This is a genomic window from Cupriavidus oxalaticus (assembly GCF_038900635.1).
Lineage (GTDB): Bacteria > Pseudomonadota > Gammaproteobacteria > Burkholderiales > Burkholderiaceae > Cupriavidus > Cupriavidus oxalaticus_B.
Window position 1 is genome coordinate 267,674 of sequence record NZ_JAYMRX010000005.1, and the last position, 13,275, is coordinate 280,948.

A 13,275-nucleotide genomic window follows, 5' to 3' on the forward strand; every position below is an offset into this window, starting at 1 on the left:
CGAGGGTGATCGTCAAGGCGCGCCTCGCAGGGAGGCGCGGGGGTCAGCCGCCGATATTCAGCAGCGCCAGCACGCCCAGCACCACGAAAATCGCGGCGGCAATCTTGTGCACCAGTGCGATCGGCATCTTGTTGGCAAACTTGTCGCCCAGCAGCACAGCCGGTGCGTTGGCGATCATCATGCCGAAGGTCGTGCCGGCCACCACTGCGACTACCGCATCGCTGAAGCGCGCCGCCAGCGCCACCGTGGCGATCTGCGTCTTGTCGCCCATCTCGGCGAAGAAGAAGGCGACGATGGTGGTGCCGAGCACGCCGATTGCTCCTTTTACCGGCCTGGCCTGTTCGGCATCGTCGAGCTTGTCGGGAATCAGCATCCATGCGCCCATGGCGATAAAGCCCAGGCCCAGGATCCAGCGCAGCAGGTTTTCTCCGACAACATGCGTGATCCAGCCGCCAAGCGCGCCGGCAAAGCCGTGGTTGACCAGCGTGGCGATCAGGATGCCGAGGATGATCGGAACGGGCTTGCGATAACGTGCCGCCAGAACCAGCGACAACAGCTGCGTCTTGTCGCCCATTTCAGCAAGGGCGACGATGCCTGTGGAGACGAGGAAGGCTTCCATGTTGTTATGTGGGATAACCGGGCCGCAATGCATCGCGAGATGCCAATGACGCACACCTTTCCCGGCCCGGCCAGAAAGGTATGGTCATCGGTCTCGCCAGGCATGGACGCTGCCTGGGCCAGTCTGGCCAGGCGGGTCCGGAGCTGCGCACGCCATAACCGCAAGCGGTCAAGTCTGTTGACGTACGCCCCTGTCCCCGAAATCCGCATTGCGCGGCGCGGTGAGAGCAGGGCGGCTACTCCCCAATGGAAGCGGCGATTATAACCGCGGCGGCGCTGGATCGTCCACCGCGGCCGCCGAGGTCGGCATGGTGATCAGGCCGGCACCGGCGCGTTCTCGCTGGTCTGGCGGCCGCGGAAATCGGTCCAGCACAGCGCCTTGAAGTCATACAGCTTGCAGCGGCGCGCCGTATCGAAATACCAGCGCCACGAGAAGTTCTCGATGATGATGCGGCCCGGCAGCGCGTGCTCCAGCAGTGCCTGCGCGCGCTTGAGCCGATACAGCGGCACGCTCATGTCGACGTGGTGCGCGGTGTGCTCCATGATGTGGTGCAGCGCGGAGCCGATGCCATGGCGGAAGCGCAGGTGCACGGTGGTCGAGACGAACGGCTGCGCCTTGGCCCACATGGTCTTGGTGTCGTACCACGCCACGCTGGCATGGGTATGGTGCACGTACAGCACGAAGCCCACGGTCACGTTCCACACCAGGAAGGGCAGCACGAAGCCGGCGCCAACCAGCATCCAGACCGACTGGCCCGTAGCAAAGGCCAGCGCCACCAGCCCGCCGATCCAGGCCACGCCGAAGGCCGCCACCAGCAGGCAATCGCGCACGAACACCGGGCGGCGCGTCGCCATCTGGCGCTTGCTGGGGAAGAACAGCTTGTTCCACCAGATCTCGACCAGGTAATACAGGCCCGGGCCGAAGCCGGTGCGGTAGATGCGCTCCATCGCACGGCGCCAGCGCGGCAGCGCGTTGAATTCTTCCAGCGAGTAGGGCGCCCAGACGAAGTCGAAGCCCTTCAGGTTGGTATAGCCGTGGTGGACCACGTTATGGCCGACTTCCCACAGGCTGTACGGCGTCAGCGACGGCAGGAAGGTCAGCCGGCCCAGCCATTTGTTCAGGCCGCGGCGCGGCGTCAGGCTCTGGTGGCAGGCATCGTGGCCGATGATGAACAGGCGCGCGATCACCAGCCCGGCCAGCACGCCCAGCGCCAGCTTGGCGGCCCAGTGCGAGGCCAGCACCACGCCGGCGAGCACGGCGGCGAACAGCAGGTAGTCGAAGGCGAACAGCGCCAGCGCGCGCGGCGTGCTGCGCTCGCCCAGCGGGATCAGCCAGCTGCGGATGACCTTGCGCGACGGGAATGGCGCGTCCGGGGCGACCGGCTCGGGTAGCGGCAGCCGCCCCGGCTTGGCGGACTGCCGGGCATGCGCGGCATGCTCGGGATGCGCTGAGGGCGTGGATGGGATTGCGGTCATGCGGAACCTTCTGGGTTTGCGGTCGGATGGTGTCTGCCATGCGGCCGACGTATGCCGGCCATGGCGAAACCGCAAGGTTAGAAGGCTTTGCCGGTGGGGTTCTTGACGGGCGTCAATCCGGAAGGACGCGCTAAGCGGTAAAAGCGCGCCCGCCGCGAAGGGCGGGCGCCGTGAATCCGGATGGGGAGCCGGATGTGACGGATCAGGCGGTGGCGCGCGCCGGCTCGCCCATGATGTAGACGCTGTCGACCACGCGGTCGTCGCCCAGCATGGCATAGGCGAACAGCTCTTCCTCCAGCGTTTCCGAGCGGTTGCTGCGGCGCGCGATCAGCGGCGTGGCCTTGGGATCGAGCACGATGAAGTCGGCCTCGCAGCCCTCGCTGAAGCTGCCGACGCGGCCGGTCCAGCCCAGCGCCTCGGCGGCGGCGCGCGTGGCCAGGTAGAACATGCGCAGCGCGGTCAGGTAGTAGCCGCCCATGCGCGCGACCTTGTGCGCGGCGTTCATGGTGCGGAACATCGAGAACGAGGTGCCGCCGCCGACGTCGGTGGCCAGGGTCACGTTCAGGCGGTTGGCGTCGGACTGGTGGAAGTCATAGAAGCCGCTGCCCAGGAACAGGTTGGAAGTGGGGCAGTGCGCCACCGCGGCGCCGCTGTCGGCCAGCCGGCGGCGGTCGTCCTGGTCCAGGTAGATGGCGTGGCCGTACATCGCGCCGGGGCGCAGCAGGCCGTAGTGGTCGTAGACGTCCAGGTAGCTGCGCGCGTCCGGGAACAGCTCGGCGACCCATTTGACCTCGTCGCGGTTCTCGGCCACGTGGGTCTGGATGAAGGCGTCGGGATAGGCGCGCGCCAGTTCGCCGCAGGCTGCCAGTTGCGCTTCGGTCGAGGTCGGGGCAAAGCGTGGCGTGATGGCGTACGACAGGCGGCCCTTGTTATGCCAGCGCGACAGCAGGTCGGCCGAGTCCTTCGCGCCGGTCTCGGCGGTATCGCGCAGGAATTCGGGGCAGTTGCGGTCCATCATCACCTTGCCGGTGACCATGCGCAGGTTGCGCGCCTCGCTTTCGGCGAAGAGCGCGTCGGCCGAAGCCTTGTGCACCGTGCTCCAGACCACCGCGCTGGTGGTGCCGTTGCGCAGCAGTTCTTCGGTGAAGAAACCGGCCACGCCGCGCGCGTAGTCAGCATCGGCGAAGCGGCGCTCCTCCGGGAAGGTATAGGTGTCGAGCCAGTGCAGCAGGCCCGGCGATGGCGACGCGATCATGTCGGTCTGCGGGTAGTGCACATGGGTGTCGATAAAGCCCGGCACGATCAGCTTGCCGCGGTGGTCGACGATCTCGGCACCGGCCGGGATGCGTTCAACCAGCTTCGCATACTCGCCGGCGGCGGCGATGCGGCCGTCGGTGACGATCAGCACCCCGTCGTCCCAATACTGGTACGCATCCTCATGGAATTGCGGGTCGCGCAGGAAATGCAGCACGCGGCCGCGGATGGCACGGGTGGTGGACTCGGTCGTGGGAGTGGTCGTCATCGTTTGTCTCTTGTGGCCGGCCCGCGCGTGCCGACGTTACGTCACGCAGCGGGCCGGGCTATTGGCATGCGCCGTTCAGGCCGTGGGGGCCGTCGCGGGCGGGGATTTGGGCCTGGCCGACCAGAAGTGGTCGACTTCGGCCAGGAACTCGGCCTTCTGCACCTCGGACAGGAAGGCCGCTTCAAAGCTGTTGCGCGCCAGCTTGTGGGCGTCGGACTCGTCCAGCGGCAGCGCGTCGAAGGTGGCTTCCCAGTTGGCGTTCATGTAGCCGCCAAAGTAGGCCGGGTCGTCCGAATGCAGCGTGATCGCCACGCCCGCATCGAGCATGCGCTTGAGCGGGTGGTCGCGCAGGTCGGGGTAGACCTTGAGCTTGACGTTGGACAGCGGGCACACCGTCAGCGCCACGCGCTCGCGCGCCAGGCGCTGGATCAGCGCGGCGTCGTCGATGGCATGCACGCCGTGGTCGATGCGCTCGACCTTGAGGATGTCGAGTGTGTCAGTGACGTACTGCGCCGGGCCTTCCTCGCCGGCGTGGGCAACCAGGTGCAGGCCCAGCTCCTTCGCCCGCGCGAACACGCGCGCGAACTTCTCCGGCGGGTTGCCTTGCTCGGACGAATCCAGCCCTACGCCGATAAAGCGGTCGCGGTAGGGCAGCGCGGCTTCCAGCGTGGCAAAGGCGTCTTCCTCCGATAGGTGGCGCAGGAAGCACAGAATCAGGCTGCTGGAGAAGTCATACTCCGTGCGTGCCTGGGCCAGGGCGTCGGCAATGCCGTCGATCACCACGCCGATCGGCACGCCGCGCGCGGTATGGGTCTGCGGATCGAAGAAGATTTCGGCGTGGCGGACATTGTCGGCGACGGCGCGCTTGACGTAGTCCATGGTCATGTCGAAGAAATCTTCCTCGGTCAGCAGCACGCTGGCGCCGGCGTAGTAGATGTCGAGGAACGACTGCAGGTCGGTGAAGGCGTAGGCGGCGCGCAGCGCCTCCACGCTGGGGTAGGGCAGCGCCACCTGGTTGCGCTGGGCGAGCCGGAAGATCAGTTCCGGCTCAAGCGTGCCTTCGATATGCACATGCAGTTCGGCCTTGGGGGTACGGCGGATTTTGTCCGCCAGCGCGGCATCGATGGTCATGGGGGCCTCGTGTTCTCTATGCCCGCCGGCCAGGGCCGGCGGCACGGGTTCTCAGGGATGCACCGCCTCCGCCAGGCCCGCACGCAGCGCGGCTAAGCGCTGTTCGCGGACCTGGAGCAGCTGGGCGACGATGGCAACCGCAATCATAGCCGGAGCCTTGTCGGTGATCCCGGGAACCCCCATGGGGCATGTCATTTCCGCAAACCTGGCCGGGTCGATGCCGTGCTCGGCCATGCGGTGTTCAAAGCGTGCGCGCTTGGTCTTGGAGCCGATCAGGCCGAAGTAGGCGAAATCGGTGCGCTTCAGGATTTCTTCGCACAGGGTCTGGTCGAGCGCATGGCTGTGCGTCATCACCAGGAAATAGCTGCCCGCCGGCGCCTGCGCGACCACGGCCTCGGGCGTGTCGCTGGCCTCGGCCTCGACGTTGTCCGGCAGGTCGCCGGGGAACAGCGTGTCGCGCTCGTCGACCCAGTGCACGCGGCACGGCAGCGTCGCCAGCACCTTGACCAGCGCGTGGCCGACGTGGCCGGCGCCGAACAGCACCACGTGCATGGCGTCGGGCACCAGCGTGTCGGTCCAGCTGCCGTCCGGCTGCAGGTCGACGGCGGGGAGGACGGCGCGGCTGTCGGCAAAGGTCACCGCGCCGCTGGCCGGCACGTGGCGCTGCAGCGCGCGCGGCGCGCCGAAATTGCGTTCGACCGCATCGAGCCACGCCAGGTCGGCCTCACCCAGCACCTCGAACGCCAGTTGCACCACGCCGCCGCAGCACTGGCCCAGCGCCGGGCCGAGCGGGATGCGCTCGATGCGGCGCTGCTCATGCCGCACCAGCATCTCGCGCGCGATATCCATGCCGCGCCATTCCAGGTGGCCGCCGCCGATGGTGCCGACCAGGTCGTTGGGACTGACCAGCATGCGGATGCCGGGCTCGCGCGGGGCCGAGCCCTTGACCTCGACGATGGTGACCATCACCACCGGCACGCCGGTGCGCACCATGCGGGCGGCGTCGGCGAAGCGGAAGGGTTTGAGCGGTGCATCCTGCATGTCGGGGCCTTTTGGAATTACTTGGTCTTGCTGGGGCGGGGTGGGCGCGCGCCTGCTTCGTCCGCCGGCCCCGTGCCTGTCAAGGCAGGCACGGGGGGAAAGTCCGGGGAGCCCGCGGGCGCGCGCTTCCTGTGATCGCTACGCTGCCGCGATCAGGCAGCCTGGGCTGCCGCTTCGCGTACCGCTTCCACGGCGTCGAGGATCGCCTCGCTGGTGGCGGGCGCCTTCAGCGGCGGGTTGATGCGGTAGTCGCCTACTGCCGCAATCGCGTCGCGGATCGCGAAGAACACCGAGAACGGCAGCAGCAGCGGCGGTTCGCCCACCGCCTTGGAGCGATGGATGCTGTCCTCGACGTTCTGGTTCTGGAACAGGCGTACGTTGAATTCCTCGGGGCAGTCGTTGACCGTCGGGATCTTGTACGTGGACGGGGCGTGCGTCATCAGCTTGCCGTCCTTGTTCCACCACAGTTCCTCGGTGGTCAGCCAGCCCATGCCCTGGATGAACGCGCCCTCGACCTGGCCGATATCCAGCGCCGGGTTCAGCGAGCGGCCGGCGTCGTGCAGCGCGTCGGCGCGCAGCAGCTTCCATTCGCCGGTCAGCGTATCGACCAATACCTCGGAACAGGCGGCGCCGTAGGCGTAGTAGTAGAACGGGCGGCCTTGCAGCTTGCTCTGGTCCCAGTGCAGCTTGGGCGTGGTGTAGAAACCGTCGGACCACAGCTGCACGCGCGCCACGTAGGCCTCGCGCGCCAGTTCGCCGAAGGACACGCGCAGCTCGCCGGCGCTGACCAGGTCGTCGTTGAAGCGAACCTCGGAAGGCTCGACGCCTGCCTTGCGCGCGGCGAAGGCGGCCAGGCGCTCGCGGATCTGGCGGGCGGCATCCTGCGCGGCCTTGCCGTTCAGGTCGGCGCCGGTCGACGCGGCGGTTGCCGAGGTGTTGGCCACCTTGCTGGTATCGGTCGCGGTCACGCGCACGCGTTCCATGCGGATGCCCAGCTCATGCGCCACCACCATCGCCACCTTGGTGTTCAGGCCCTGGCCCATTTCGGTGCCGCCGTGGTTCACCAGCACCGAGCCGTCGTTGTAGACGTGCACCAGCGCGCCGGCCTGGTTGAAGTGGGCCACGTTGAACGAGATGCCGAACTTCACCGGGGTGATCGCGATGCCCTTCTTCAGGATCGGGCTCTGCGCGTTGAAGGCGCGGGTGGCCTCGCGGCGCGCGCGGTATTCGCTGGTCGCGGCCAGCTCGTCGATCAGCTCATGGATGACGTTGTCTTCCACGGTCTGGCCGTACGGCGTGACGTTGTTTTCGGTCTTGCCGTAGAAATTGGCGCGGCGCACCTCGAGCGAATCCTTGCCGACGTTGCGGGCCACGTTGTCCAGGATGTACTCGATCGCAAACGCGCCCTGCGGGCCGCCGAAACCACGGAAGGCGGTATTGCTCTGCGTATTGGTCTTGCCGCAGTAGCCGTCGATCTGCACGTTCGGCAGCCAGTAGGCGTTGTCGAAGTGGCAGATGGCGCGGGTCATCACCGGGCCCGACAGGTCGGCCGAGAAGCCGGCGCGCGACACCATCTGGACCTTGACGCCCTCGATGTGGCCTGCGTCATCGTGGCCCACTTCGTAGTCGAACACGAAGTCATGGCGCTTGCCGGTGATCATCATGTCGTCGTCGCGGTCCGGACGCAGCTTGACCGGGCACATCAGCTTCCACGCGGCCAGCGCGGCGCAGCAGGCGAACAGCGCCGACTGCGATTCCTTGCCGCCGAAGCCCCCGCCCATGCGGCGGCACTCGACCAGCACCTGGTGCGCCTGCCAGCCCAGCATATGGCACACGGCGTGCTGCATTTCGGTCGGGTGCTGGGTCGAGCACCACACCTGCATGCCATCGTTCTCGCGCGGGGCGGCGTAGGAAATCTGGCCTTCCAGGTAGAACTGTTCCTGACCGCCAAGGTGGATCTTGCCGCCGTCCTTGTGGGCGGCGCCGGCGATATGGCTGGCCGCCTCGCCGCGCTTGAGGTGCATCGGCGGCAGCACATAGCTGCCGGCTGCGTGCGCGGCTTCCGGCGACAGCACCGGCGCCAGGTCTTCGTACTCGATCACGCCCAGGCGGGCAGCGCGGCGGGCGGCATCGTGAGAGGTCGCCACCACGATAAAGACCGGCTGGCCGATGAACTGCACCACGTCGCGCGCCAGGATCGGGTCGTCGTGGATGATCGGGCCGCAGTCGTTGGTGCCGGGGATGTCGTCCACCGTCAGCACGGATACCACGCCGGGCGCGGCGCGCACCTTGTCGAGCGAGATCGACTTGATGCGGGCGTGCGCGCGGCTGCTCATGCCGAGGGCGGCGTGCAGCGTGCCGGCCAGCTCCGGGATGTCGTCCGTATAGGTGGCGGTGCCGGCCACGTGCAGGTGGGCGGATTCATGCGGACGCGAGATGCCGACCTGCGGCACTGCCTCGGCGGCAATGCCGGCGTCGAGCAGGAAGGGTTCGGTTTGCTTGTTCATGCCGATTTTCCTTTTTTCTCTCAGGCCGTGACGATTGCGATGGTGCCGGCGCCGGGCGCACGGACATTGACGGCTGCCGCGGGCAGCGCTTCGCTGGTGGTTTCCAGCCAGAAGCGGTACAGCAGGTTGGCGGCGCCGCGGCTGCGGTACGACGCGGTCGCGCGCATGTCGGTCAGCGGGGTGTAGTCCTGCGACAGCGCGGCCATGCCGGCGCGGGCGGTGGCTTCATTCCACGGCTGGCCGATCAGGGCCGCTTCCGTGGCGGCCGCGCGCCTGGGCGTGGCGGCCATGCCGCCGAAGGCGATGCGCGCCTCGCTGACGATGCCGTCCTGCACGGTGATGCCGAATGCGGCACACACGGCCGAGATATCCTCGTCAAAACGTTTGGACAGCTTGTAGGTGCGGAAGTGCTGCGGCCCCGCCACCGGCACGCGCAGCGCGGCGACGAATTCGCCCGGCTGCATGGCGGTCTTCTGGTAGGCCAGGTACAGGTCTTCCAGGGGCAGCGTGCGGCGGGTTTCGCCAAGCTGCAGCACCACTTCCGTACCCAGTGCAATCAGCGCCGGCATCGAGTCGCCGATCGGCGAGCCGTTGGCGATATTGCCGCCCAGCGTGCCGGCATTGCGGATCGGCAGGGAAGCGAAGCGCTTCCACATTTCTTCCAGTTCCGGATGCGCGGCATTCAGCGCGGCATAGGCCTTCTCCAGCGTGACAGCAGCGCCGATCTCGATCATGCCGTCGCGTTCCTCGATCCGGTTCAGCTCTTCCACCTGGCCCACGTAGAGCAGGTTGCCCAGCTCGCGGAACTGCTTGGTGACCCACAGGCCGACGTCGGTGCTGCCCGCCAGGATGCGGATATCTGGCTGCGACGCCTTGATCGCGCCGAACTCGGCCGCGGTGCGCGGGGCGAAAAAGTCCTGGCCTTGCGCGCGGTAGCGGAAGGTCTCGCCGCGCTTGAGGTTGCGCAGCGTGTCGGCGATCTGCTTCGGGTCGAGCTTGCCGTCCGTGGGGGCGGGCAGGGCCATCATGCGCTCGCCGGCGTCGATGATCGGACGATAGCCGGTGCAGCGGCACAGGTTGCCGGTCAGCGCGTCGCAGATGGTCTGGCGCGAGGGCGACTCGCCACCGGGGGTGTGTTGCTGGTACAGCGCCCACAGCGACATCACGAAGCCGGGGGTGCAGAAGCCGCACTGCGAGCCGTGGCACTCGACCATGGCTTCCTGCACCGGGTGCAGGGTGCCGTCGGCCTGGCGCAGGTCCTCGACCGTGATCAGGGCCTTGCCGTCGAGCGTGGGCAGGAACTGGATGCAGGCATTGACCGCCTTGAATTCGACGTCGCCGCCGTCCTGCAGCTCGCCGATGACGACGGTGCAGGCGCCGCAGTCGCCTTCGGCGCAGCCTTCCTTGGTGCCGGTGCAGCGCGCGTCTTCACGCAGGTACTGCAGCACGGTGCGGGTAATGGGGGCTTCGGATACTTCCTTGACCTGGCCGCGGTGGAAAAAGCGGATGGTTTGCGTCTCCATGGTCTTCTCTCTCTTGGGGATGGCGGAAACATAGCATCGCCACGTTTCTTGCAATATTCGGCCCAGGTGATATGCGCCATCAGCGGGCACGCCAGTCGGTGCCCGGCCGCACCGAGCGGGATGCGGATTTGACCGATTGTGGGGTGCCTGTCATACACTATGCGCCGTTCCCATCCCCCACGCCACCCATCCGGCCCCCGCCGGAGGGCTGCCCATCGCCATGCACGGACGCGACCATCTCGATACTTATTTGCTGCGGGTGCTCCACACCCTGCTGACCGAGCAGAGCGTGACCCGCACCGCCGTGCGCCTGGGCCAGTCACAGCCCGCCATCAGCAACACCCTGAAGCGCCTGCGCGAGATCACCGGCGACGCCATTCTGGTGCGGGGCAAGAACGGCATGGTGCCGACCGAGCGCGGCCGCGAGCTGCTGGCGCTGGCCGAGCAAAGCCTCGCGGCGATGGACCGCATTGCCCGCCCGCCGCAGCAGTTCGACCCGGCCACCACCACGCGCACCTTCCACCTGGGCGCGCCGGACTACCTGGACGCCTTCTTCCTGCCCAATATCGTCGAGCGCGTGCGCCGGCTGGCGCCGGGCGCCAAGCTGTTCGTGCATCCGATGACGTCGTCGTCGGACTTCCTGGACGACCTGGAGCAGGGCCAGCTGGATATCGTGGTCGGCAACTGGCTGTCGCCGCCGGAACACCTGCATATTTCGCCGCTGTTCGACGATGAGGTGGTGTGCATGCTGGGCGCGCAGCACCCGCTGGCGCGCAAGGGACTGACGCTGAAGCACTACCTGGAGATGCCGCACCTGGCCCCGGCGCCGTATGCGTCGATGCAGCGCAGCATGATCGACCAGGCGCTTGCAGAGCAGGGCTACAAGCGCAATATCCAGGTGACGCTGCCGTACTTCGGGCTGGTGCCGTATGTGCTGATGAAGACCGACATGGTCTTTACCACCGGCCGCCAGTTCGCGGCGCACTATGCGCAGTACCTGCCGATCCGCATGGTGCCGTCGCCGGTGTCGTTCCCGCGCATGCGCTTCTACCAGCTGTGGCACGAGCGCTGCCATGCGGCGCCGGACATCATGTGGATCCGGCGGATGATCGCGGAGGTGGCCGCGGACCTGCCGCAATTGCCGCGGCTGGAGGCGGAGGCGGGGTAATCCCCGCCGGCCCCGCCGGCGGATTTATTTCTGCGCGGTCTGCGCCTTGTAGTTCGGGAAGAACAGCTGCTCCCCCTCCACCTTGTAGCTGGCGATCGCGTCCTGCCCTTCCTTCGACGTGATCCACTCCACCAGCTTCATCGCGTCCGCATAGTTGGTGCCTGTATGTTTGGCCGGATTGACCGCGATGATCCCGTACGGGTTGAACATCTTCGGGTCGCCCTCGATGGCAATGGCCAGGCCGGTCTTGGCCCGGTACGCGCCGTAGGTGGCCCGGTCTGACAGCGTGTAGCCGGGCATCTGCGCGGCCATGGTCAATACCTCGCCCATGCCCAGCCCCGCGCTGACGTACCACGGCTTGCCCTTGGGCTCGATGCCGATTTCTTTCCAGTACTCCTTCTCCATCACGTCGGTGCCGGAGTTGTCGCCGCGCGAGATGAACTTGCTGCCGCTGCCGGAGAGCTTGCGGAAGCCGGCGAGCACGTCCTTGCCGCCCTTGACGCCCGCCGGGTCGTTGGCCGGGCCGACCACGATGAAGTCGTTGTACATCACGTCGCGCCGGTTGACGCCGTAGCCGGCGGCGACGAATTCATCTTCCATCTTGCGGGCGTGGACCAGCAGTACATCGACGTCCCCCATCTCGCCCATTTTCATCGCCTTGCCGGAGCCGACGGCGATCACCTTGACGTTGACGCCGGACTTTTGCTCGAAGCGCGGCAGCAAGTACTTCAACAGGCCGGAGTTCTCGGTGCTGGTGGTGGTGGCGAGCTTCAGTTCGCCAGCGTGCGCGGCCGACACCAGGGCCAGGCAGGCAACAGCGGCAGTGCGGCGCAGATGGCGGAACGGGCTGGAGGTGTGGCGCGGCTGCATGATGGGACCCTTTGAGTTATGTTTTGAAGAACATAATTGCCTTTCGCCATGGGACTACGGGAGAATGCAGCGAAAGACAAGAAACCGGGGTGTTCATTGTGATCCAGCAGAATTTCAAAAGTAAATATGCAGCGGGGAACATATGACGTTCCGCTTTGACCTGTTTCCGGTCATCGCGCCGGACGACAACCCGCGCGCCAACGACAAGGTGTTCCAGCTGCTCAAGGCCGTGCGCGAGACCGGCTCGCTGCACCGGGCCGCGCGCGAGATCGGCCTGTCCTATCGCCACGCCTGGGGGGTGATGCGTACATGGGAGGAAATGCTGGGCCGCACCATGCTCGACATGGAGAGGGGCCGCGGCGCATCGCTGACGCGATTTGGCGAGCGGCTGTTGCGCGCCGAGCTGCGCCTGCGCGAGTCGGTCGAGCCGGTGGTGCAGAAGGCCATGGCGGATTTCATCGCCGAGCTCGACGATGCCCAGCAGCCGCAATCGTGCGTCCATTTCACCGGCAGCCATGACCCGGCCGTCGAAGTGCTGGCAGCCGCGCTCGGCCAGGCGGGGGCGCCATTACAGCTGGACACGGTCTTCTGCGGCAGCGTGGAAGGGCTGGTCTGCCTGCAGGAACGGCAGTCGGAGCTGGCAGGCTTCTACGTCTCGCCGATACAGACGGCGGGGTCGGTAGCGCATGTGACCTTGCGCAAGTGGCTGCGGCCGACCTCGGTGCGGCTGCTGCGCCTGGCGTGGCGCGAGCAGGGGCTGATCGTGGCGCCGGAGCTCGCGCGCGAGATCCGCGACCTGCGCGACCTGGTGCGCACCCAGGCGCGTTTCGTCAACCGCCAGCGCAGTTCGGGCACGCGCATGCTGTTCGACCAGTTGCTGGCGGCGCAGGGCCTGTACCCGGACCAGATCGCCGGCTATGACGAAACCGAGTTCAGCAACGAGAAGGTGGCTGAAGCGGTGCATGGCGGCCGCGCCCAGGTCGGTTTCGGGCTGCGCATGAACGCCGAAAGCCATGGGCTGGCCTTCGTGCCGCTGACGCGCGAGGCCTACTACCTGGCGTTGCGCAAGAACGACCAGACCGCCGGCTGGATGGCGGCGCTGATGGCTTTGCTGGCCGATCCGGCGTTTGCAAGGCGTATCGAGGCGCTGCCCGGCTACGCCATGGCCGAGCCGGCCGGGGTGCTGACGCCGCAGGAAGCGCTGCCCTGGTTCGGGCCGGACGGCAAGGAAGGCAGCTGAGCGTCGGGCCGGGCGGATGACGGCCGGGATGGCGGACACGCTGCCCGCCCGCTCCGGTCGTATTACACCCGGCCGGGGTGATGACGCCGCAGGAAGCGCTGCCCTGGTTCGGGCCGGACGGCAAGGAAGGCAGCTGAGCGTCGGACCGGGCGGATGACGGCCGGGATGGCGGACACGCT

10 protein-coding genes and 1 riboswitch are annotated in these 13,275 nt (G+C 67.2%); of the genes, 2 read left to right on the forward strand and 8 right to left on the reverse strand.

The window, feature by feature from the left end; all coding sequences use genetic code 11:
• Positions 1 to 43 precede the first annotated feature (43 nt).
• The 7 genes from VSR71_RS11610 to xdhA all read right to left on the reverse strand — a co-directional run bounded on the left by VSR71_RS11610 (position 44) and on the right by xdhA (position 9,818).
• On the reverse strand, positions 44 to 619 hold the full coding sequence (locus tag VSR71_RS11610) for a TMEM165/GDT1 family protein (RefSeq protein ID WP_342913998.1): 576 nt from the start codon (positions 617 to 619) through the stop codon (positions 44 to 46).
• Positions 620 to 650: 31 nt separating this feature from the next.
• A riboswitch (yybP-ykoY riboswitch) is annotated at positions 651 to 875 on the reverse strand.
• A gap of 58 nt (positions 876 to 933) precedes the next feature.
• Positions 934 to 2,094: a fatty acid desaturase gene (locus tag VSR71_RS11615; protein ID WP_342913999.1), complete on the reverse strand. Its 1,161-nt coding sequence runs from the start codon at positions 2,092 to 2,094 to the stop codon at positions 934 to 936.
• Between the two features lie 202 nt (positions 2,095 to 2,296).
• Positions 2,297 to 3,616: a guanine deaminase gene (gene guaD / locus VSR71_RS11620; RefSeq protein WP_342914000.1), complete on the reverse strand. Its 1,320-nt coding sequence runs from the start codon at positions 3,614 to 3,616 to the stop codon at positions 2,297 to 2,299.
• Positions 3,617 to 3,691: 75 nt separating this feature from the next.
• Complete coding sequence (locus tag VSR71_RS11625) at positions 3,692 to 4,747, reverse strand: adenosine deaminase (protein WP_342914001.1); 1,056 nt, start codon at positions 4,745 to 4,747, stop codon at positions 3,692 to 3,694.
• A 51-nt stretch (positions 4,748 to 4,798) separates the two neighbouring features.
• The gene (gene xdhC / locus VSR71_RS11630; protein ID WP_342914002.1) at positions 4,799 to 5,788 is read right to left on the reverse strand and encodes a xanthine dehydrogenase accessory protein XdhC; all 990 of its coding nucleotides are present in this window, start codon (positions 5,786 to 5,788) and stop codon (positions 4,799 to 4,801) included.
• A gap of 152 nt (positions 5,789 to 5,940) precedes the next feature.
• Entirely contained in the window at positions 5,941 to 8,295 is a 2,355-nt protein-coding gene (gene xdhB / locus VSR71_RS11635; protein ID WP_342914003.1) for a xanthine dehydrogenase molybdopterin binding subunit, read from the reverse strand.
• A 20-nt stretch (positions 8,296 to 8,315) separates the two neighbouring features.
• Positions 8,316 to 9,818, reverse strand: a complete 1,503-nt coding sequence (gene xdhA, locus VSR71_RS11640) for a xanthine dehydrogenase small subunit (protein ID WP_342914004.1) — start codon at positions 9,816 to 9,818, stop codon at positions 8,316 to 8,318.
• A 220-nt stretch (positions 9,819 to 10,038) separates the two neighbouring features.
• On the opposite strand from xdhA, the gene VSR71_RS11645 reads away from it, so the two are divergent.
• Complete coding sequence (locus VSR71_RS11645; protein ID WP_063241445.1) at positions 10,039 to 10,986, forward strand: LysR substrate-binding domain-containing protein; 948 nt, start codon at positions 10,039 to 10,041, stop codon at positions 10,984 to 10,986.
• Positions 10,987 to 11,010: 24 nt separating this feature from the next.
• Here VSR71_RS11645 and VSR71_RS11650 read toward each other — a convergent pair whose 3' ends face one another.
• A complete protein-coding gene (locus VSR71_RS11650; protein WP_342914005.1) occupies positions 11,011 to 11,856 on the reverse strand; it encodes a substrate-binding domain-containing protein in 846 nt (281 codons plus the stop codon).
• Positions 11,857 to 11,998: 142 nt separating this feature from the next.
• Between VSR71_RS11650 and VSR71_RS11655 the strand changes: the two genes are divergently transcribed.
• Complete coding sequence (locus VSR71_RS11655) at positions 11,999 to 13,096, forward strand: substrate-binding domain-containing protein (protein WP_342914006.1); 1,098 nt, start codon at positions 11,999 to 12,001, stop codon at positions 13,094 to 13,096.
• Positions 13,097 to 13,275 lie beyond the last annotated feature (179 nt).